22 protein-coding genes and 1 riboswitch are annotated in these 20298 nt (G+C 37.4%); of the genes, 13 read left to right on the top strand and 9 right to left on the bottom strand.

The annotated features are described in order from the left end of the window. Positions 1–7: 7 nt before the first annotated feature. Positions 8–1558 carry a cytochrome ubiquinol oxidase subunit I gene (locus A6A20_RS09725; RefSeq protein WP_279573239.1) on the bottom strand — a complete coding sequence of 517 codons (1551 nt, stop codon included), beginning with the start codon at positions 1556–1558 and terminating at the stop codon, positions 8–10. A gap of 453 nt (positions 1559–2011) precedes the next feature. On the opposite strand from A6A20_RS09725, the gene mlaF reads away from it, so the two are divergent. The 10 genes from mlaF (at position 2012) to A6A20_RS09675 (ending at position 10362) form a co-directional block, all read left to right on the top strand. After that, the gene (gene mlaF / locus A6A20_RS09720; protein WP_279573238.1) at positions 2012–2815 is read left to right on the top strand and encodes a phospholipid ABC transporter ATP-binding protein MlaF; all 804 of its coding nucleotides are present in this window, start codon (positions 2012–2014) and stop codon (positions 2813–2815) included. Next, complete coding sequence (mlaE, locus tag A6A20_RS09715) at positions 2812–3594, top strand: lipid asymmetry maintenance ABC transporter permease subunit MlaE (RefSeq protein ID WP_279573237.1); 783 nt, start codon at positions 2812–2814, stop codon at positions 3592–3594. Before mlaF ends, mlaE begins: the two co-directional genes overlap by 4 nt. Positions 3595–3730: 136 nt before the next feature. Further along, the gene (gene mlaD, locus A6A20_RS09710; RefSeq protein ID WP_279573236.1) at positions 3731–4231 is read left to right on the top strand and encodes an outer membrane lipid asymmetry maintenance protein MlaD; all 501 of its coding nucleotides are present in this window, start codon (positions 3731–3733) and stop codon (positions 4229–4231) included. 53 nt (positions 4232–4284) lie between these two features. Next, the gene (mlaC, locus tag A6A20_RS09705) at positions 4285–4911 is read left to right on the top strand and encodes a phospholipid-binding protein MlaC (protein ID WP_424585447.1); all 627 of its coding nucleotides are present in this window, start codon (positions 4285–4287) and stop codon (positions 4909–4911) included. Between the two features lie 2 nt (positions 4912–4913). After that, complete coding sequence (locus A6A20_RS09700) at positions 4914–5285, top strand: STAS domain-containing protein (RefSeq protein WP_279573235.1); 372 nt, start codon at positions 4914–4916, stop codon at positions 5283–5285. Between the two features lie 24 nt (positions 5286–5309). Then, the gene (locus tag A6A20_RS09695; RefSeq protein ID WP_279573234.1) at positions 5310–5567 is read left to right on the top strand and encodes a BolA family protein; all 258 of its coding nucleotides are present in this window, start codon (positions 5310–5312) and stop codon (positions 5565–5567) included. Between the two features lie 18 nt (positions 5568–5585). Then, the gene (gene murA / locus A6A20_RS09690; RefSeq protein WP_279573233.1) at positions 5586–6866 is read left to right on the top strand and encodes a UDP-N-acetylglucosamine 1-carboxyvinyltransferase; all 1281 of its coding nucleotides are present in this window, start codon (positions 5586–5588) and stop codon (positions 6864–6866) included. A gap of 57 nt (positions 6867–6923) precedes the next feature. Next, positions 6924–7619: a YggS family pyridoxal phosphate-dependent enzyme gene (locus tag A6A20_RS09685; protein WP_279573232.1), complete on the top strand. Its 696-nt coding sequence runs from the start codon at positions 6924–6926 to the stop codon at positions 7617–7619. Between the two features lie 263 nt (positions 7620–7882). After that, entirely contained in the window at positions 7883–8212 is a 330-nt protein-coding gene (locus A6A20_RS09680; protein WP_279573231.1) for a DUF5339 domain-containing protein, read from the top strand. Positions 8213–8901: 689 nt separating this feature from the next. Next, complete coding sequence (locus A6A20_RS09675; protein ID WP_279573230.1) at positions 8902–10362, top strand: DASS family sodium-coupled anion symporter; 1461 nt, start codon at positions 8902–8904, stop codon at positions 10360–10362. 63 nt (positions 10363–10425) lie between these two features. Here the strand turns inward: A6A20_RS09675 and glpK are convergent, their stop codons facing one another. Further along, entirely contained in the window at positions 10426–11946 is a 1521-nt protein-coding gene (gene glpK / locus A6A20_RS09670) for a glycerol kinase GlpK (RefSeq protein WP_279573229.1), read from the bottom strand. A gap of 459 nt (positions 11947–12405) precedes the next feature. Between glpK and A6A20_RS09665 the strand changes: the two genes are divergently transcribed. Continuing rightward, positions 12406–13146 (top strand): MIP/aquaporin family protein, encoded by a 741-nt coding sequence (locus A6A20_RS09665; RefSeq protein ID WP_279573228.1) that lies wholly within the window; start codon positions 12406–12408, stop codon positions 13144–13146. A 40-nt stretch (positions 13147–13186) separates the two neighbouring features. Here the strand turns inward: A6A20_RS09665 and A6A20_RS09660 are convergent, their stop codons facing one another. The 6 genes from A6A20_RS09660 to coaE all read right to left on the bottom strand — a co-directional run bounded on the left by A6A20_RS09660 (position 13187) and on the right by coaE (position 17958). After that, complete coding sequence (locus tag A6A20_RS09660) at positions 13187–14344, bottom strand: chorismate mutase (protein ID WP_279573227.1); 1158 nt, start codon at positions 14342–14344, stop codon at positions 13187–13189. A gap of 169 nt (positions 14345–14513) precedes the next feature. Next, a complete protein-coding gene (gene raiA, locus A6A20_RS09655) occupies positions 14514–14837 on the bottom strand; it encodes a ribosome-associated translation inhibitor RaiA (RefSeq protein WP_279573226.1) in 324 nt (107 codons plus the stop codon). 249 nt (positions 14838–15086) lie between these two features. Then, a complete protein-coding gene (locus A6A20_RS09650; RefSeq protein WP_279573225.1) occupies positions 15087–16466 on the bottom strand; it encodes an alanine/glycine:cation symporter family protein in 1380 nt (459 codons plus the stop codon). A 101-nt stretch (positions 16467–16567) separates the two neighbouring features. Further along, a riboswitch (glycine riboswitch) is annotated at positions 16568–16679 on the bottom strand. A gap of 178 nt (positions 16680–16857) precedes the next feature. Beyond that, a complete protein-coding gene (locus A6A20_RS09645; RefSeq protein WP_279573224.1) occupies positions 16858–17121 on the bottom strand; it encodes a GNAT family N-acetyltransferase in 264 nt (87 codons plus the stop codon). Further along, the gene (gene yacG / locus A6A20_RS09640) at positions 17121–17336 is read right to left on the bottom strand and encodes a DNA gyrase inhibitor YacG (protein ID WP_279573223.1); all 216 of its coding nucleotides are present in this window, start codon (positions 17334–17336) and stop codon (positions 17121–17123) included. The genes A6A20_RS09645 and yacG overlap by 1 nt, the downstream gene beginning before the upstream one ends. Then, on the bottom strand, positions 17326–17958 hold the full coding sequence (gene coaE / locus A6A20_RS09635; RefSeq protein ID WP_279573222.1) for a dephospho-CoA kinase: 633 nt from the start codon (positions 17956–17958) through the stop codon (positions 17326–17328). The genes yacG and coaE overlap by 11 nt, the downstream gene beginning before the upstream one ends. Before the next feature lie 230 nt (positions 17959–18188). On the opposite strand from coaE, the gene A6A20_RS09630 reads away from it, so the two are divergent. Both A6A20_RS09630 and A6A20_RS09625 read left to right on the top strand, forming a co-directional pair. Then, positions 18189–19277, top strand: coding sequence for a 5-methyltetrahydropteroyltriglutamate--homocysteine S-methyltransferase (locus A6A20_RS09630; protein ID WP_279573221.1), 1089 nt, complete (start codon positions 18189–18191; stop codon positions 19275–19277). 299 nt (positions 19278–19576) lie between these two features. Next, complete coding sequence (locus A6A20_RS09625; protein WP_279573220.1) at positions 19577–19774, top strand: hypothetical protein; 198 nt, start codon at positions 19577–19579, stop codon at positions 19772–19774. 9 nt (positions 19775–19783) lie between these two features. Here A6A20_RS09625 and A6A20_RS09620 read toward each other — a convergent pair whose 3' ends face one another. Then, positions 19784–20245 carry an IS630 family transposase gene (locus A6A20_RS09620; RefSeq protein WP_279573219.1) on the bottom strand — a complete coding sequence of 154 codons (462 nt, stop codon included), beginning with the start codon at positions 20243–20245 and terminating at the stop codon, positions 19784–19786. Positions 20246–20298 lie beyond the last annotated feature (53 nt).

Below are 20298 nucleotides of genomic sequence, written 5' to 3'. Positions count from 1 at the left end.
CTCCTGCTTATTTCGCTGATTGTTCAAAATGATAGCGACCTGTTTTCAATGAACTCGGTCCCAATCTACCGTATTTGAACATTAAATACATTTCAACTACTAAGAACAAGGTATAAAGTCCACATAGCAAGCCAATAGAGAACCATAAGTCGCCCTCAGTTAAGGCTGAGTTTGCTACGCCGACAGGTAAAACTTCATAAATCGCCCAAGGTTGACGACCATATTCTGCTAAGAACCACCCACTCTCAATAGCAATCCATGGTAATGGTAAAGACCACAATAATGCTTTTAAGAATAATGGGTGCTTACTTACGGTATTACGTAAGTTTTTCACACAAGCAACAATAATAACTAGAAGTAATAAACCACCCGCTGCCATCATCACTCGGAATGACCAGAAAGTTGGGCCGACATTTGGAATCGTATCTGCCGCTGCTTGTTTAATTTGCGTTTCAGTGGCATCAACCACATTATCGGTATAACGTTTTAACAATAAACCAAAACCAAGATCTTTAGAAACTGCACTAAATTGTGCTTTGGTTTGTTCATCAGTTTGACCTGCACGTAATTTTTCTAATAGATCATAAGCAACAATACCATTACGTACACGTTGTTCATTTTGTTGGCGTAATTCCGCTAACCCTGTAATTTCTTTATCTAAAGAACGTGTCGCAATGATCCCTGCCATATAAGGAATTTGCAACTCAAAAGTGTTACGCATTTCTGCCTGATCTGGCACGATAATCATATTCCAATTAGCTGGGGCTGGTTGAGTATGAAATTCCCCTTCCATTGCCGCTAATTTCACTGGTTGCGCTTTACCAATATCATAACCCGATTCATCACCCATAATTAATACGGAAAAAATTGAGATAATACCAAAGGTTGCAGCCACCGAAAATGAACGTTTAGCAAAGCCAAGATCACGTCCTTTTAAAATATAATATGCACTAATGGCTAACACAAAAATAGACGCTGAAACATAACCCGCTGATAAGGTATGCAAGAATTTTGCTTGTGCTGTATGGTTTAACCAAAGATCCATAAAGCTAGTCATTTCCATTCGCATGGTTTCAAAATTAAATTCTGATGCCACTGGGTGTTGCATCCAACCATTTGCCACCAAAATCCACATCGCTGATAAATTAGAACCGAATGCCACACAATAAGTAGCTAATAAGTGTTGGCGTTTGGATAAACGATCCCAGCCGAATAAGAAAAGACCGAAGAAAGTAGATTCCAAGAAAAAAGCTAATAGAGCTTCAACCGCCAGTGGTGCACCAAAAATATCACCCACATAGTGAGAATAATATGACCAGTTAGTACCAAACTGGAATTCCATCGTTACCCCAGTGGTTACCCCTAAAGCAAAGTTAATCGCAAATAACTTGCCCCAGAATTTGGTCATGTCTTTATATACCACTTTATTTGTAACAACATATAGGGTTTCCATAATAACAAGAATAAAAGATAGCCCTAATGTTAATGGTACAAATAAGAAGTGATATAGTGCAGTTAATGCAAACTGCAATCTCGAGAGTTCAACTACGTCTAACATCTCTCAACCCCTTTTGTACATGCTATAAGCTGATAATTATGATTACAATGTAATCACCCCATAGGATATTTAACTTTAAAACACGTTAAAGTTAATTTGAAACTTCTGCATAATGCTCAAAGTTATTAATCATTATGCAAATAAATTCAACGGTGCCTATTTTACTACTAAAAGTAGGGATAAAAAACAGCAAAAATATTATATTGATCACATTTTTTAACATAAATCAAAAATAACTCTAAATAATTAGTGAATTCCTTATTGATTCATATCAATTTCATCCATTTTGTTACATTTGATTAACAATACACCTCAATTTATTTAATGCAAAGTGCGGTAAAAAAGCGGTAAATTTTCCGCTTAAATTTGACTTGTGTAACGTTTTCATAGAATATGCACCCTGAATAAAACATTATCTTGTATATTATTTATACTGAATTAACCCTTATGGAAATGAATCAAACAAGTGAAAATCTGATAGAAGTAAAAAATTTAACCTTTAAACGAGGTGAAAGAACCATTTATCAGAACCTAAACCTCAATGTCCCCAAAGGCAAAATTACTGCCATCATGGGGCCTTCTGGTATTGGTAAAACCACTTTATTAAAGTTAATTGGCGGACAGCTCAGCCCACAAGCGGGGCAAATATTCTTTGATGGGGTAAATATTTGTCAGTTATCCAATCATGCTTTATATGAATTAAGAAAACGTATGGGGATGCTATTTCAATCAGGCGCATTATTTACCGATATATCAACCTTTGATAATGTGGCTTTTCCTTTGCGTGAACATACCCAATTACCCGAATCATTGATTCGCAAAATCGTGTTAATGAAATTACAAGCGGTAGGATTGCGTGGTGCAAAGGATTTAATGCCCGCTGAATTATCTGGCGGTATGGCGCGACGAGTTGCCCTTGCGCGCGCCATTGCACTCGATCCTGATTTAATGATGTTTGATGAACCTTTTACTGGGCAAGATCCTATTAGTATGGGGGTGATTGTCAGCTTAATTAAGCGATTAAATCAAGCCTTACAGCTTACTTCTATTGTGGTATCTCACGATGTCAATGAAGTGCTGAGTATCGCTGATTACGCTTATATTGTGGCAAATAAACAAATTATTGCCGAAGGCACAGCAGAACAATTACGCCAAAGCCAAGATCCTCAGGTTTTACAATTCCTACGAGGCGAAGCCGATGGGCCAGTACAATTTAATTACCCTGCCCCCGACTATATAGAGGAATTATTTGTATGATTATCGATCTTATTAGCCAATTAGGACGAGGGGCAATTAATTTTTGTCGATCTTTAGGGCGTGCAGGATTTATGTTGGTAGGTGCTTTAATTGGTAAACCACAATTTAAGAAGCATTTCCCCCTTATCATTAAACAGCTCTATGTTTTAGGTGTGCAATCCCTGCTGATTATTTTACTTTCAGGTTTATTTATCGGTATGGTATTGGGATTACAAGGCTATGTAGTGTTAGTGGATTTTTCTGCCGAAACTAGCTTAGGACAATTAGTGGCACTTTCGTTATTACGAGAATTAGGCCCTGTGGTTACCGCGCTTTTATTTGCAGGACGTGCAGGTTCAGCATTGACTGCCGAAATCGGCTTAATGAAAGCCACAGAACAACTTTCTAGCTTAGAAATGATGGCAGTTGATCCCTTACGCCGTATCATTTCTCCTCGCTTTTGGGCAGGCTTAATCAGTATGCCAATCTTATCTATTATTTTTATTGCCGTTGGTATTTGGGGCGGTTCGTTAGTGGGGGTTGATTGGAAAGGAGTTGATGCTGGAAGTTTTTGGTCTGTTATGCAAAATTCTGTCAGTTGGAGTACCGATATATTCAATGGCTTAATCAAAAGTTTTTGTTTTGCCATTGTGGTGGTTTGGATTGCCTTATTTAACGGTTATGATTGCATACCTACTTCAGAGGGGATTAGTAAAGCAACTACTAATACGGTAGTAAAAGCGTCATTAGCTGTATTAGGACTAGATTTCGTATTAACTGCAATAATGTTTGGTGGATAATATAGTCGCTCCATTTTAAAATAATACTGTATTGACACGCCTCGCCGTACTATCAGTACTGTATTCTGCGTGTAACCTTGTTTTATTTTAAATTGAAACGACTATACCTCAGGTTAGACAATAAATAGGAAAAAAGATGAAACAAACAATAAAATCTGAATTTTGGGTAGGTTTATTTCTGTTATTAGGTATTGCTTGCCTCGTATTCTTAGGTTTGAAAGTTGCCAACGTACAAGGATTTAGCGAAACAAAATCTTACAAAGTTACCGCAAACTTTGATAATATTGGCGGTTTAAAAGTCAGATCGCCGCTAAAATTAGGTGGCGTGGTAATTGGGCGTGTTACGGATATTCAGCTCGATGAAAATGATTACTTACCCAAGGTAACCATTGCCATTAACCAAGAATACAATAAAATTCCCGAAACAAGCTCTTTATCCATTAGAACATCAGGCTTACTAGGCGAACAATATATTGCTCTCAATATGGGATTTGATGATGGCGAAGTCGCTATGTTAAAAGAGGGCGATAAAATTTTGGATACAAAATCAGCTATGGTCTTAGAAGATTTGATTGGTCAATTCTTATATGGCGATCGTAACAATAATCACAACGATACAAACAGCAATACGCCTTAATTGCAAAGTTTGTTCAAAAACTCAAAATGGAGAAAGTTATGTTAAAACAACAAATGACTCAATGGATAACAAAAATAATGGTGATTTTGACCGCACTTTTTAGCCTAAATGTCATGGCGGCAGATAATCCTTATGTCTTAATGCAAAAAGCCTCAGAAAAATTGTTTGCTGATATTCAAGCAAATCAAGCAAAAATTAAACAAGACCCTAATTATTTACGCACTATTGTACGTCAAGATCTATTACCTTATGTGCATATTAATTATGCTGGTTCATTAGTATTAGGATCTTACTTTAAATCTACTACACCAGAACAACGGGAAAAATTTTTCCAAGCCTTTGGTAATTTTATTGAGCAAACCTATGCTCAAGTATTAACCATGTATAGCGATCAAAAAATTGAAATTGAGAAAGAAAAACCAGTGGGCGATAAAACCATTGTTAGTATTCGTGTGAATATTATCCAATCTGGCAATCAACCACCTATTAAACTTGATTTCAAATGGCGTAAAAATAGCCGCACGGGAGAATGGCAAGCCTATGATATGGCAGCCGAAGGTGTGAGTATGGTGGTAACCAAACAAAATGAATGGAGTGGTATTTTACGTCAACAGGGTATTGAAGCGTTAACTGCTCAAATTCAACAATCTGCCAACGCCCCGATTACATTGAGTAAATAGCAGTGAAAAACGAAATTACTCCCACCGCATTACAATGGGAAGTTATTGAACAAGATGATATAATCCATATTCATCTGATTGGCGAGCTAACACGTGATCATTTACGACCACTTTATGATCAACAGCAACCCTTACGCAATAAATGGGTGATGGCTCGCCAAATTTATTGGGATTTAACGCAAATTACCCGCATTGATTCTGCAGGATTTGCCTTGTTATGCGATTTGCTACATCAATCCCAAATGAATATTGAAAATAACAACACCCTAAATCAAGCAACCAAACAAGTTGTGATGAACAATGCCCCTTCGCAATTATTAACGCTAAGTGATTTATTCGGGTTATCCCCTTGGGTGCGACAATTTTTACTTTAATCTTACGAAAATGGAAAACAAAATATGGAAACTCAAGAAATTGAAAAAATCTTGAAACAAGCCTTAAATCTTGATGAAGTCTATGTACAAGGAGAGAACGCCCATTATGGCGTTATTGCAGTTAGCGATGAATTTGCAGGTTTATCTAAAGTGAAACAACAACAAATGATCTATGCACCACTAATGGAGCATATTTCACGCAATGAAATTCACGCCTTAACCATTAAAACCTTTACGGTTGAAAAGTGGAAACGTGAACGCTTATTTAATTTACCAAGCTAATCAAGTAGGATCATCGTTATGGAAAAATTTCGCGTACAAGGGCCAACTTGTTTAAAGGGGACTATTAATATTTCTGGAGCAAAAAATGCCGCATTACCCATTTTATTTGCGGCAATTCTTGCTGAAGAACCTGTTATCTTATCCAATGTGCCTCATTTAAAGGATATTGATACCACCTTAAAAATTTTACGTCAATTAGGGGTTATTGCTGAACGTGATGAACAAGGGCGAGTACATCTCAATAGTGCTAATATCGATCATTTCGTTGCCCCTTATGAATTGGTAAAGACCATGCGAGCCTCTATTTGGGCATTAGCCCCTTTAGTCGCACGTTTTAATCAAGGTCAAGTATCGCTACCCGGTGGTTGCTCTATTGGGGCAAGACCGGTAGATTTACATATTAGTGGCTTAGAAAAATTAGGTGCAACCATTCAATTAGAAGATGGCTATGTCAAAGCCTTTGTACAAGGGCGTTTAAAAGGAACGCGTATCGTTATGGAAAAAGTGAGTGTAGGGGCAACCTTATCCATTATGATCGCCGCAACCTTAGCCAAAGGTACAACCATTATTGAAAATGCGGCGCGCGAACCTGAAATTACCGATACCGCTTTATTCTTAAATAAACTAGGGGCAAAAATTTCTGGTGCTGGCTCTGATATGATTACTATTGAAGGCGTTGAACGTTTAGGCGGTTGTGAACATCATATTGTACCTGATCGTATTGAAACAGGTACATTTTTAGTCGCTGCTGCCATTTCAGGAGGGCGAGTAACCTGCAAAGGCACTAAAGCAGATACCCTTGATGCGGTCATTGATAAACTGAAAGAAGCTGGGGCACAAATTGATATTGAAGAAGACAGCATTACCCTAGATATGCTCGGCTATCGCCCTAAAGCGGTAAATATCCGTACTGCCCCTTATCCGGGTTTTCCAACAGATATGCAAGCACAATTTACTCTGTTAAATATGGTTGCAGAAGGAACCAGCATTATTACCGAAACCATTTTTGAAAATCGCTTTATGCACATTCCTGAGCTTATTCGTATGGGTGCTAAAGCAGAAATCGAGGGAAATACAGCCATTTGTCATGGGGTACAACGCCTATCAGGAGCAGAAGTCATGGCAACGGATTTACGTGCTTCCGCTAGCTTAGTCTTGGCAGGTTGTATTGCCAGTGGCGAAACGCTCGTCGATCGTATTTATCATATCGATCGAGGTTATGAACATATTGAAGAAAAACTGCGTGCATTAGGCGGACGTATAGAACGTTTTGTCGCAACAGAACATAATGAAATCTAACATCCAAGAAGGCTAGTCAGACACTAGCCTTTTTAAAGAGAATAATTTAAGCCAACTATGAATAACATAATTCAGCAAAACCTTAGCCAAATTCAACACAATATCGCTACATATTGCCAACAAGCTAATAGACAACCAAATGCCGTAACACTTTTAGCCGTCAGCAAAACCAAACCCGTACAAGCCATTTTAACCGCTTATCAAAGTGGACAACATGCTTTTGGCGAAAACTATGTACAAGAAGGGGTAGAAAAAATCCAATATTGCCAACAACAAGGCATCAAACTTGAATGGCATTTTATTGGTCCATTACAATCCAACAAAACCAAATTAGTTGCAGAACATTTTGATTGGATACAAACCCTATCAAGAAACAAAATTGCCGATCGTCTTAATGCACAACGTCCAAGCCATTTACCGCCACTCAATGTATTAATTCAAATTAATATCAGTGATGAACAAAGTAAATCAGGTATCCAACCTAATGAATTAATGGCATTAGCAAAACATATTGAAAAACTACCGCACTTACGTTTACGGGGCATTATGGCGATACCAGAAAATACCACTGATCAAACGGAACAAATCAGCGTATTTAACCAAATGCAAACGCTATTCCAACAATTACAACAACAATGCCCTAATCAACAAATTGATACTCTCTCAATGGGAATGTCTGCGGATATGGAAAGTGCGATTAAATGTGGCTCAACGATGGTAAGAATCGGCACTGCGATTTTTGGTCAACGTTAAATGTGAACTACCTCACAAATCCACAAATAATCACATAAAATAACAAAATTATGTAGAAAAAATCTATTTAACATATAGACATAATCTATAAATTTTGTTATTTTTTGTGGGTTTTCGCTGTTGTTATAAATACTTATTTTATCGCCATTCCCTATTGAAACAAGACGGAGAAAATCAACACCATATTATTTCAAAATAGAATGGCTCTATCAAACAGCAAATTGGTTTCAGTTTATTAATCTCCAAACTTAACGGAATAAAAAATGATAAAAAAAATCCTCTCAAGTTTCATTATTTTTACAGGTGCATTAGCCAGTTTTTCCGTACTTGCAAATGAAAGCACAAACAACCTCCTTTCATTAAGTAAAGAAGTAACAACGATTCCTCAGCAATGCCAACAACTTTTTCAAAAAGCGGAAGAATTAATTGCTGATGCAGAAAAACAACCCGGTACTCACACTCAAATTCATAAAATGAAAAACCGTCTAAACCAAAGTAAAAAGCAAATTTTAGAAATGGAATTAGCAACTCAAACAAAAAGTTGCGATCATGGTTTAGCAAAACTTAACGCTTTACAACAAGAAAGCGAATAGTGCTTTACGTTTTCATAAGTGGTTACGCATAATGCGTAACCCTCATTGTATCTTTTATCCACTCTAATCTTCTTTCTTTAATTTAACCCTAATGTTGAAAGACGCAAATCATAGGCGTGCCAGCACTGTTATTATTCTAAAGTGGGGCGACTATATCTCGCCCGCCTCAAAGTGCGGTGTGTTTTTGCATCATTTTTTACTAACATTTTCCCATTTCTATAGTCATTTCCATTTACAATAAAACAAAGCAGTATGTCGAAGACAGTACAAAAATAGTACAACAAAGAAAGTAATCAAAAAATACCTAGAAAAATCTTTTCTCTATGTTTTAACTTAACCTCTGACAATACATTTTTCTGAACTTGCCTTGCTTCACAAGGTTACGGGCAACAGAAGTATGTCTATGGTGCTAAATTTCACACAAGGAGTTTTTAAAGGGAAAAAATCGGAATACATCTATATTTTTGAAAAAAATTAAAAAATTGACCGCACTTTAACTCAAAATCAACCTCATCTTATTTAAATTGACCACATAAAAAACACTGGTAATGTAAAGAAATAACAGTTTATCAAAAGCTATCAAAAGGCAAATAAAAACCCTGTTTAGATCAAATTATTCTTCAAACAAATAAGCTATATTTACTTCATAAGATATTTATTTTTATATATTAATTTAATTGGAGTGAATAATGTCTAACATTCAATATCCTAATCAAGTGAAATTTATCCCCTTGATAGGTATTTTCGCCCTTGCCTGTTGCGTATGGTTCTTTATCCAGCCACCTGAGGGACTTACTGAACCAGCTTGGCATACCTTAATTATCTTTGTCAGCTGTATTTTTGCTATTGTAGCTAATGTGCTTCCTATTGGGGCAATTGGTATTATTGGTATTACTCTTTATGCCTTAACCTCTGCTGGTGGTGATAGTACCGCCGCCGCTTCAATTAAAACCGCATTAAGTGAATTTAATAGCAGCCTTATTTGGCTAATCGTTTGTGCCTTTTTAATCGCAAGAGGTTTTGTTAAAACGGGATTAGGTAAACGTATCGCATTATTAATGATCCGTTTTTTTGGTAAACATTCCCTTGGCTTGGCCTATGGTTTAGCTCTTGCCGATCTTATTTTAGCGCCTGCCATGCCAAGTAATACTGCTCGTTGCGGTGGCGTGATTTATCCTATCGCTCGTTCCCTTGCCAGCAGTTATCACTCCAATCCAGATAAAGAAACAAGAGGAAAACTTGGCACATTCCTAATTACCTGTATTGGTAATGTCAATGATATCACTTCAACCATTTTTATGACCGCTTTTACTGGTAATTTACTGGCAGCTAAACTGGCTAAAGATGCTGGAGTAGAAATGAGCTGGGGTGGTTGGTTAGCTATTGCCATTGTGCCTTGTTTGGTTGCTTTAATCCTCGTTCCACTGTTAGTATACTTTCTTACTAAACCTGAAGTAAAAAGCACACCAGAAGCCCCTGCATTAGCAAAACAACAACTCGCCGAAATGGGTAAAATGAATTATGGCGAATGGGTTATGCTATTTACCGTAATATTACTGCTTATTCTCTGGGTATTTGGCTCCTCGTTAAATATTGATGCTACTGTTGCTGCATTAATTGGGCTTTCTGTTATGTTACTTACAAGTACCTTAACTTGGGAAGAGATCAAAGCAGAAAAAGGGGCTTGGGATACATTAATTTGGTTCTCAGCCTTATTAATGATGGCAAGCCAGCTCAAAAAACTCGGTTTTACCGACTGGTTTGGACAAGTGATAGGCTATGAGCTTTCTCATATTATGGGGGGAATGAATTGGATTGTTATCTTGCTAATCTTAAATGCTATTTATATGTACACCCACTACTTTTTTGCTAGTGGTAATGCTCAAATTGCCGCCCTTTACACCGTATTCCTTGGTGTGACAATTACGCTAAATATTCCTGTCGCCATAGCAGCCTTTATGTTTGCCTTTACTAGCAATCTCTATTCATCACTAACACAGTATACCCATGCCAGAGGGCCTATTCTCTATGGGTCAGGCTATGTGAGTACAGCCACTTGGTGGAAAACAGGCTTTATTGTTACCTTATTGAACCAACTTATCTTCTTTACCGTTGGACTTGCTTGGTGGAAAATGTTAGGACTATATTAACACTGTTCAAAAAATGCCAGCAAATGCTGGCATTTTGGTTTGTCCTAGCGCCTTAACTGAAATTTACTCTTGTTCAGCTAGATCTTCCTTAGCCCATTCTAAGGAACGTTTTACCGCTTTTCGCCAACCTTTATAACGTCTCGCACGTTTTTGCTCATCACCATCGGGCATAAAGGTTTTCTCAATTTCAGCTTTATTACACAGCTCATCAAGATTTTGCCAAAACCCTGTGGCAAGACCTGCTAAATAAGCTGCACCAAGTGCTGTAACTTCCTTAACAACAGGGCGCTCAACTGGTGTAGCTAAAATATCCGCTTGGAATTGCATTAAAAAATTATTTGCGGTTGCACCACCATCTACACGTAATGACTTCAATTTTTGCCCTGAATCAGATTGCATCGCTTCTAACACATCACGAGTTTGATAAGCAATAGACTCCAATGTAGCTCGTACAATATGATTACGATTAGCACCTCTTGTTAACCCCAAAATTGCCCCTCTTGCATAAGGATCCCAATATGGTGCTCCTAATCCAGCAAAAGCAGGTACCACATAAATACCATTACAATCCTTAACTTTTTGTGCGAAATATTCTGAATCAGAACTATCATGTACAATTTTCATCTCATCACGTAACCACTGGATCGAAGCACCGCCAATAAATACAGCGCCTTCTAACGCATAGGCTGGTTCGCCTTTGGCATTACAAGCAATTGTGGTCAATAAACCATTTTCTGATTGAATTGCTTTATCGCCTGTATGCATTAACATAAAGCAACCTGTACCATAGGTATTTTTAGCTTGCCCTGCGTTAACACATAAATGTCCATAAAGTGCAGCCTGCTGATCACCTGCTATACCTGCCACCGGAATTCGTACTCCTCCTTTCCCTCCAATATTGGTTTTACCATAAATTTCCGATGAATTACGGACTTCAGGTAGCATTTGTTTTGGAATATCCAAAATTTCTAACATTTTTTCATCCCATTGCAAAGTATGAATATTGAACAACATAGTACGGGAAGCATTCGTATAATCTGTAACATGTACACGCCCTTGGGTTAATTTCCAAACCAACCAAGTATCTACTGTTCCAAATAATAATTCGCCTTTTTTCGCCCTTTCTCTAGCTCCCTCCACATGATCTAATATCCATTTAATTTTTGTACCAGAAAAATAAGGATCAACCACTAATCCTGTAGTTTTACGAATATAGTCTTCATATCCATCGGCTTTAAGTTGATCAGTAATATCAGAAGTGCGTCTGCATTGCCAAACAATCGCATTATAAACGGGCTTGCCTGTTGTTTTATCCCATACAATGGTCGTTTCTCGTTGGTTAGTTATCCCTATGGCGGCAATTTGATCTGAACTGATCCCTGCTTTCGCCACTACCTCATTTAATGTTGAACTTTGACTTGCCCAAATTTCCATAGGATTATGTTCTACCCAACCTGCTTGCGGATAAATTTGAGTAAACTCTCGTTGAGCAATTTCTACAACATTTGCATCATGATCTAATAAAACTGCGCGTGAGCTAGTCGTTCCTTGATCTAAAGCAATGATGTACTTTTTCTGTGTCATAAACTTCCCCCTAAGAAAGTATGGTTGATAAAATACTCCAAATTACTCAAACAATATATTTATTGAGCATAAACGAACAAATCACCCATATAACATAATTAAAATCGCTCAAAACAACAAATAGATTTTTTCAATTTTTTGACAGACTTCAAAAAATACCCCTATTTTTTATGTGATTATTTGAACTAGCTCACAAAGTGAAATATTTATTTTGATCCTACATTGCATTTTTATAACTTACACATAATAATGTTAAACAGCATATTCCTACTCCAAGCAAAAAATAATTTATTGCAATGTTAACGAACTCATCACAAGTTATAGTTGCTTCTATTTAAAATAACAAATAATACAGCGTGCCAACACAGTATTATTTCAAAGTAGAACGATTATAAATTACCGCTAAGATTATGCTTACAACATAATCCTGCACTAAATTACTTTACATTGGAGAACCACATGAACGCTTATATCGCAGAGTTTTTAGGTACAGCTCTATTAGTACTAATGGGAAACGGAGTAGTTGCTAATGTATGCTTAAAACAAACTAAAGGTCATAATTCTGGTTGGATCGTGATTACTGCCGCTTGGGGCTTTGCCGTTTATGTAGCTGTCGTGGCAACAAGTCCATACAGCGGTGCACATTTAAATCCCGCTGTAACCTTAGGTCTAGCACTCAATGGCACATTTGATTGGGCATTTGTACTTGGCTATGTAATAGCTCAATTCGTTGGTGGAACACTAGGTGGTTTCATTGTTTATCTATTTTATCGTGATCATTTTCAAATTACCGAAGAAGCAGGAGCAAAACGTGCTTGTTTTTGTACCGAACCCGCTATTCGGCGTTATTCAAGCAATTTAATCTGTGAAATTATCGGAACAACTGTATTAGTTTCCGTCATTTTCTATATTACTGCTGGCGAAATTATTCTTCCCGGCACAACTGGCGTTACACCCATTGGATTAGGCTCAATAGGGGCATTACCTGTTGCATTACTTGTCTGGGCAATCGGTTTAAGCCTCGGTGGCACAACAGGCTATGCCATTAACCCTGCTCGTGATTTAGGGCCTCGTATCGCCTTAGCTTTACTCAGTAAAAAACTTAATACATCACCAGATTGGTCATATGCTTGGATCCCTGTATTAGGTCCAGTTTTAGGGGCTATGTTAGCTGTCATTGGCTATAATATTGTTATGTAATTAAAAATAAGGCTAAGAATTTCTCTTAGCCTTAAAAAACTTAAATATCCACCGCTCTTACAATCTCACTTGGATAGCACCCTAGCACTTTTAAGAATGCACTATATTGTTGCAATTCTGCTAACATTTTTTGCGTATCAGGGTGATGAGTATTGGCTTCAATTTCTAAATAGAACATTTCTTCCCAAGGTTTACCATAAATGGGGCGAGATTCTAATTTCGTCATTTTTACCTTATGTTGTTTAAACACCATTAAAGCGTCCACCAATGCACCAGCTTGTTGTGAAGTCGTCATTAATAATAAGGTTTTTGTCGGTATTTGTGGTGAAACTGCCAAGGCTTTTTTCGCCACAATAATAAATCTTGTAATATTATTTCGCTGATTAGCAATATCACTTTTTAATACTTGTAAACCATATAAATTTCCGCCATCTTCATTCCCTAATGCGGCAATATGAGGTTTATTTAAACTTGCCACTAATTGCATTGCGTGGGAGCTGCTCTCGCAATATTTAATATGCACACGATCTAAGGTTTGGATAAACTGGCTACATTGTTGGATAACCTGAGGGTGGCTATATAACGTATCAATTTCACTTAACTCTGCTTGGGTTGTGGCTAACACACAATGTTTAATCGGATAAGCTAGCTCGCCGACAATAAATAAATCTGTATGTTGTAATAAATCATAAACTTCATTAATTGAACCAGAAGTGGTATTTTCTAATGGCAAAATACCATAATCCGCTTCTCCCTGTTGCACTCGCTCAAATACTTGCTGAAAAGACTCACAACTTAACTCAATTAGTTCTTCTTGATACCTTGTGGCATAGTTACGCGCCGCCAAATGGGAATAAGAACCACGCTTGCCTAGGAAAGCAATATGAATATGTTGCTCACGTTGCTGATTAAGTTTTTTTTGTAAGTAAACCTGCTGAGTTAATACCGAATCTTCAATAATTTTTTGAAAAATTTGTGTGATATATTGTGGTTCTAGTTGATAATTTTGACTTTGTGCAAACTGCACCAACTCTTGCAATAATTGCTGTTCACGTTCTTCATCACGCAAGGGTTTTTGAGTAATTTCTTTACTACGCACCACATCAAAAGCTAACCGATGACGTTCTGATAATAATTCTAATAGACGGCGATCAATTTGTGTAATCTGTTGGCGAATTTCGGTAAGATCCAATGACATATTCAATTCCATTAACTAAAGACATAATCACATTGTAGAAAGATCAACTGAGCAAATCAATAAATTTTAATCCGAATCTGACCGCACTTTAAATCTCAGCTCAAATTCCCCGACCAACTGACAAAAAAATGCCCGCTTAAGCGGGCAAAGATCTTTGCTTAATAAATCATTATTCAACGAAAGAATCTTTTAAACGTTCATTGGCACGACGTGCTTCACCTTTATGTTGTAATTTATTTAATTGTCGTTCCAATTTTTCTTCTACATCATTAATGGCTTTATACATATCATCGCCTTCAGCACTGGCAAATAAATCACCAATCGGCGTGCCAATAGAGGCTTCAACAGCAAAACCTTTAGGGATCTTATTTAAGATAAAATGAGGATTAATTAACTGAGTTTGCCATTTTTCTAGTTTAGTAAGACGTTCTTCAATATGAGCACGAATCGCAGGGGTAATATCCATTTGTTTACTTGTGATATTAACAGTCATAATATTTACCTCTTTTTAGTAGTTGAACAACAATTTTTATTAATTGTTAGATACAACATAATCCCTAGCACAAGAGTTTTCAAGTATTATTTAGTAAAAAATATAACAAAATATGTAAAATATGATCTGGCTCGAAGATTTATATTAATCTGCTTTTTTTTCTGCACAAAGATGCTATAGTTAGCAGGATAATAAAAATTTAGGCAACAAGGGCAATCGCTGTCGCCCTTATTGTTTATTACAGCGCAATTAATTTTCCATTTGTTCATCTTGATCAAATTGATGATATTTCAAACGATAAAAATAATCTTTCGTTTCTTCAATAATCACTTTACGCAACCCTACCAACGCAATTAAGTTAGGAAACGCCATAAGTCCATTAACAATATCCGCTAAAATCCAGATTAAATCTAAATGAATAAATGCACCACAACCGACTAAAATAATAAAAACACTACGATAGATCTTAATGCCTTTTATGCCAACAAGATAAACAAAACAACGTTCGCCGTAATAACACCAACCTAAAATTGTTGTAAAGGCGAAAAATAATAGTCCAAGTGTAACAATTGTTGCCCCAATATTGCTCCCTAGTCCTTGTGAAAAAGCATAATTGGTTACCACTGCTCCAGCTAAATCAGGAGATTGCCATACACCCGTAATAACCAACACTAACCCTGTCATTGAGCAAACAATAATCGTATCTAAAAACGTCCCCGTCATAGAAATTAATCCCTGGCGAGCAGGTTCTTTCGTTTGTGCAGCAGCGGCGGCAATAGGGGCACTCCCTAAACCTGATTCATTGGAAAATATCCCCCTTGCCACTCCTGATTGAATAGCTTGCATCACAGTATAACCCAATGCCCCCCCTAAAGCGGCAGTAGGATCAAATGCACTGCGAACAATTAAAGACAAAGCCGCTGGGACTTTATCTAGGTTCATTAATAAAATAATAATGGAAGTTGCCACATAAAAAATCGCCATAAATGGCACAATATAGGAAGACACTGAAGAAATTCGTTTCACGCCACCTAAAATAATCAATGCAACCAAAGCTGTTATCACTGCGGCAGTAAAAGGAATTGGTACACTGAAAGTATCTTGCATTGCCGAAGTAATAGCATTAATTTGTGGGAAAGTTCCAATCCCAAAAAAGGCGACTAATACCCCAAAAATAGCGAATAATTTCGCTAGCCATTTAAGCCCTAGTCCCCGTTCAATATAATACATTGGTCCACCAGCCATAAACCCTTGTTTATCACGCACTCGATACTTCACCGCTAATAAACATTCCGCATATTTGGTTGCCATACCTAATAAGGCGACTAGCCACATCCAAAACATCGCTCCGGGTCCGCCCGTTTGAATTGCTGTGGCAACCCCCACAATGTTGCCCGTTCCAATGGTTGCGGAAAGAGCGGTACAAAGTGCCGCAAAAGAAGATACATCGCCTTTCACGCCTTTTCCTTGCTCTTTTTTAAACAGATAGCTTAATGCTCTTGGTAATTGAAAAATTTGGATAAATCCTAAACGAAAAGTGAGATATAACCCTGTTCCTGATAATAAAATCAGTAAAGGAGCTCCCCATACTAGATTATTAATTGATGTTAATATTGTCTGTAATGACATATTGTTCCTCGTAAATATTACTTATACAAGGAGATGAAAAGCATACTGTGAAAAGAAAATATGAAAACTCAAGCCATTGAGCTAGAAATAAAACAGCCAAACTTTCCTCCCCTGTCCTTTTGCCTGAGCGTTTGAAAATTCTGGCGAATTCTTTGCGCCTTCGGCGTCCATTTTGTGTTGATTAACACATTGGCTCTCTCCAAGGGTTCGTCCAGTAACAGTCCTCGCTTTATTTGTATAATCACAAATTAAGCACCTGAAAGATTTTACTTCTTCGGTGCAGAGTAAACTCCCTGCTCTCCAGCTACCTTCAACCGAACAGATCCATAAAAGATAATGGAATGGGCAATTCTAACAATCTCAAAAAATATTGCAACAAAACTAAAAATTTTTAGATTTTTGACCGCACTTTCTGTTCAATATAAGCACAACTGGTTCTCAATGTTAATTGCTTTTGTTGCACAAAATCCATTAACGCCAAAAATAACTGATGTGCCACCCCTTGCCCTCGTAAGCATTCGTCAACAAAAGTACGATCAGCGTTAATACAATCAGATCGCAAATATTGATAGGTAAGATAGGCTATTTTCTGCCCTGTTTCATCACAAATAAAAAATTCCCCTTGTTGCTGGTTATCTTGATGTTGAATTTGCATTATTTTTTCGTCCAATCTTGATTATCTTCGGTTAAACTCATCGCAAAGTCCGCCGTATCACTAGGAATCGCATTTTCCTCTGCTGCCCACCCTCCTAAATCAATAATTTGACAGCGTTTACTACAAAATGGACGATATATATTTTGCGCCGTCCAAGCAACTGATTTATGACAAGTGGGACAAGCCACTTCAAAAGTTTCATGATTATTTTGCATTACTTTCCTCTTTTTGTTTTGCAAGTGTTAAATATAATTGATGTAACTGTTGCACTTGTTGCCACATATTCTCTGAATTTTCACTCAAATTAGCTTCATTAAAAATCACATCATCAGCCTGTACTAAACGCGCTTCACGACTGACTTGCGATGACATAATATTTTTAATTAATGCCATATCATTATTATCTCGCTGGCTGGCTCGCTGTAACTGAGTTTGAGGTTCAACGTCCACCACCAACAGGCGATCACAATATCCCGTTAAATTATTTTCAATTAACAAAGGGACAACCCAAAGCACATAAGGATATTGTTGTTGCTCAAGTTGGGCTAGCATCGCTTGCCGAATAGCGGGGTGTAATAATTGATTTAACCAATGTTTATCTTGTTCACACGCAAAAATACGCTCTCGTAATAAAGAACGATTTAACGCCCCATTGTCTAATAAAATCTCTTCGCCAAAATAATCAACAATATCGGCTAATAAAGGCGAACCCACCTCTACCACTTCTCGAGCCACAATATCAGCGTCCACCACAGGCACACCTAATTGACTAAATAAGGCAGCAACGGTGGATTTACCACTCCCTATCCCGCCGGTTAAACCTACAATATATCCCATAAAATTCTCGCAAAACGCACCGCACTTTTTCTCTATATGATCATTTTCATTTAAACCTGCCAACACAGTATTATTTTAAAATGGAATGCTATAGAATGACTATAACCTAGATTTTAGCATAAAGTATTCCCCAAAATCCCCTGTTCATAATACGAGGATAACTTGAACCTGCTCTCTTTTTCCCTTAGGATAAGCATTCTTTTCATACTTTTATTACAATGGGAAACAATATGGCACATAAAATCTTACCTTTACACGCTGATACCGTAGGAAGTTATTTGCGTACTGAGCAATTAAAACAAGCTCGCCTTGAGTTTGCACAAGGAAAAATTTCACAAGCCCAACTCAGCGAAATTGAAGATCAAGAAATCAGCAAATTAGTCCAAGCTCAACTTGATGCAGGTTTACAAGTAATTACCGATGGCGAATATCGCCGTTCTTTTTGGCATATTGATTTTTTAGAACATTTAATTGGCATTGAGGGCTATGAGCCTGAACATGGTTACAAATTTAATGGCGTAGAAACCCGCGCTTATAATACCCGTTGTTGTGGTAAAGTGGCTTGGAATCCTGAACACCCTTTTATTGAACATTTCAAAAAATTAGACCAAATCGTAGCAGGACGAGGCATTGTAAAATACACAATCCCAAGCCCCAACCAATTAATGTACCCAATACAATGGGATACGGGCGTTTATGCCACCAGAGCAGAATTTGCCAAAGATGTACAACAAGCCTACATTGACGCTATCCATGCCTTTTATCAAGCAGGCTGTCGTTACTTACAATTTGATGACGTTTATTGGGGATCATTATGTAATAATTATCAAAAACCAGAATTCGCCGCAGACAAAGCCCAAGCCTTAGAAAATATTCAAGTCATATTGGCAGCAAAACCCCAAGATATGATTATCACGACCCACGTTTGCCGCGGTAATTTCCGCTCAACTTATTTGCTCAGTGGTGCTTATGATCCTATTGCTGATGCCCTATTTGCTCAAACTAACTATGACGGTTATTTCCTTGAATATGATGATGAACGTTCAGGCGGATTTGAACCATTAAAACACTTTGCAGGCAATAAAGGACGAGTTGTATTAGGCTTAATCAGCTCTAAATTCCCACAACTTGAAGATCCACAACAAATTAAAGCTCGTATCCAAGAAGCGGCACAATATGTCCCTTTGGCACAACTTTGCCTTAGCCCACAATGCGGTTTCGCCTCTACCGAGGAAGGTAATATTATGACCGAAACGGAACAATGGCAAAAAGTCAAACTGGTTGAACAAATTGCCAAAGAGGTATGGGGCGAGGATTAATCCCCATTCTTTCCTTATTTGTTATCCCCTTTATCATCATTTATAGTCGTTTTAATTTGAAATAAAACAACGTAGCAAAACCTACCAACGCAGTATTATTTCAACATAGAACAACGATAACAATAAAAGGGGATCTTTATATTATATTACCTTATCTTCTCCCCTCCCCCTATTTCTTGCTCAAGAACTGAAAAGCGCTTTTATTGACAAAACTTGATAAACCACTAAAAAAGCACTAAACTTATTTTTCATTAAAAAAATAAGATGGTAAATTTATATCACAAAAAGAAAGGATCATTATGCAACGCAAACTATTATGGACATTAATCCCATTCTCACTCAGCCATATCACTTATGCTACCCAAAACACATATATTGAGAAATTAGATACAATTCAAGTAATTGCCAATCAGGCTGCTAGCGGTGAATATCGTATTAATCAACAACAAATTGAACAAACACCAATAGGCAATAACACCATTACCGAGGCAATATAGTAAAACCCATTAAAAATCGCCACATAACCACATAAAATAAAAGAATAGACGATCGATGCAATTTAACCGCCATTCTTTACGTTTTTGCTTTATCCAAGCCCAAGTACGTTCAATTGGATTAAGGTCAGGACTGTAAGGTGGGAGCCAGAGAATGGTGTGCCCCGCGGCTTCTATCAATGCTTTTGTGTCTGAACCTTTATGAAAAGCGGCATTATCCATCACAATAACACTGTTATCAGGAAGTTGCGGAAGTAATAACTGCTCGACCCAATCATGAAAAACATCGCTATTAATATTGCAATCATACAGCCCCACAGCAAACAGCTGTTGATTAAGCACAGCACCGATGGCATTGCTCTGGTTTTTAAGTTGCCAGTTGGATTGGCTAAAACAAGGCTTACCTCTTTGAGCATACCCGTGCGGCCTGTTGTCATGCATTTTAAAACCGCTTTCATCTAAATCCCTCGCCAATATAAACTTTCTTTCAATCTAACCATATTAAATGTTCTTAATCGTGTCGCCAA

The sequence above is a fragment of the Volucribacter amazonae genome, assembly GCF_029783845.1.
In the GTDB taxonomy this organism is placed as follows: domain Bacteria; phylum Pseudomonadota; class Gammaproteobacteria; order Enterobacterales; family Pasteurellaceae; genus Volucribacter; species Volucribacter amazonae.
Note: the sequence above shows the minus strand (reverse complement) of the source record. Positions and strands in the feature narration are given on the sequence as shown.

Bases quoted from the DNA above. Each gene is read 5' to 3' on its own strand.
- A6A20_RS09680 (WP_279573231.1), top strand. From the start codon at position 7,883: ATGATAAAAAAAATCCTCTCAAGTTTCATTATTTTTACAGGTGCATTA.
- A6A20_RS09695 (WP_279573234.1), top strand. From the start codon at position 5,310: ATGGAAACTCAAGAAATTGAAAAAATCTTGAAACAAGCCTTAAATCTT.
- mlaD (WP_279573236.1), top strand. From the start codon at position 3,731: ATGAAACAAACAATAAAATCTGAATTTTGGGTAGGTTTATTTCTGTTA.
- coaE (WP_279573222.1), bottom strand. From the start codon at position 17,958: ATGGGATATATTGTAGGTTTAACCGGCGGGATAGGGAGTGGTAAATCC.
- A6A20_RS09725 (WP_279573239.1), bottom strand. From the start codon at position 1,558: ATGTTAGACGTAGTTGAACTCTCGAGATTGCAGTTTGCATTAACTGCA.
- A6A20_RS09685 (WP_279573232.1), top strand. From the start codon at position 6,924: ATGAATAACATAATTCAGCAAAACCTTAGCCAAATTCAACACAATATC.
- A6A20_RS09650 (WP_279573225.1), bottom strand. From the start codon at position 16,466: ATGTCATTACAGACAATATTAACATCAATTAATAATCTAGTATGGGGA.
- A6A20_RS09675 (WP_279573230.1), top strand. From the start codon at position 8,902: ATGTCTAACATTCAATATCCTAATCAAGTGAAATTTATCCCCTTGATA.
- murA (WP_279573233.1), top strand. From the start codon at position 5,586: ATGGAAAAATTTCGCGTACAAGGGCCAACTTGTTTAAAGGGGACTATT.
- mlaE (WP_279573237.1), top strand. From the start codon at position 2,812: ATGATTATCGATCTTATTAGCCAATTAGGACGAGGGGCAATTAATTTT.
- A6A20_RS09625 (WP_279573220.1), top strand. From the start codon at position 19,577: ATGCAACGCAAACTATTATGGACATTAATCCCATTCTCACTCAGCCAT.
- mlaC (WP_424585447.1), top strand. From the start codon at position 4,285: ATGACTCAATGGATAACAAAAATAATGGTGATTTTGACCGCACTTTTT.
- raiA (WP_279573226.1), bottom strand. From the start codon at position 14,837: ATGACTGTTAATATCACAAGTAAACAAATGGATATTACCCCTGCGATT.
- A6A20_RS09630 (WP_279573221.1), top strand. From the start codon at position 18,189: ATGGCACATAAAATCTTACCTTTACACGCTGATACCGTAGGAAGTTAT.
- A6A20_RS09660 (WP_279573227.1), bottom strand. From the start codon at position 14,344: ATGTCATTGGATCTTACCGAAATTCGCCAACAGATTACACAAATTGAT.
- A6A20_RS09645 (WP_279573224.1), bottom strand. From the start codon at position 17,121: ATGCAAATTCAACATCAAGATAACCAGCAACAAGGGGAATTTTTTATT.
- mlaF (WP_279573238.1), top strand. From the start codon at position 2,012: ATGAATCAAACAAGTGAAAATCTGATAGAAGTAAAAAATTTAACCTTT.
- A6A20_RS09665 (WP_279573228.1), top strand. From the start codon at position 12,406: ATGAACGCTTATATCGCAGAGTTTTTAGGTACAGCTCTATTAGTACTA.
- yacG (WP_279573223.1), bottom strand. From the start codon at position 17,336: ATGCAAAATAATCATGAAACTTTTGAAGTGGCTTGTCCCACTTGTCAT.
- glpK (WP_279573229.1), bottom strand. From the start codon at position 11,946: ATGACACAGAAAAAGTACATCATTGCTTTAGATCAAGGAACGACTAGC.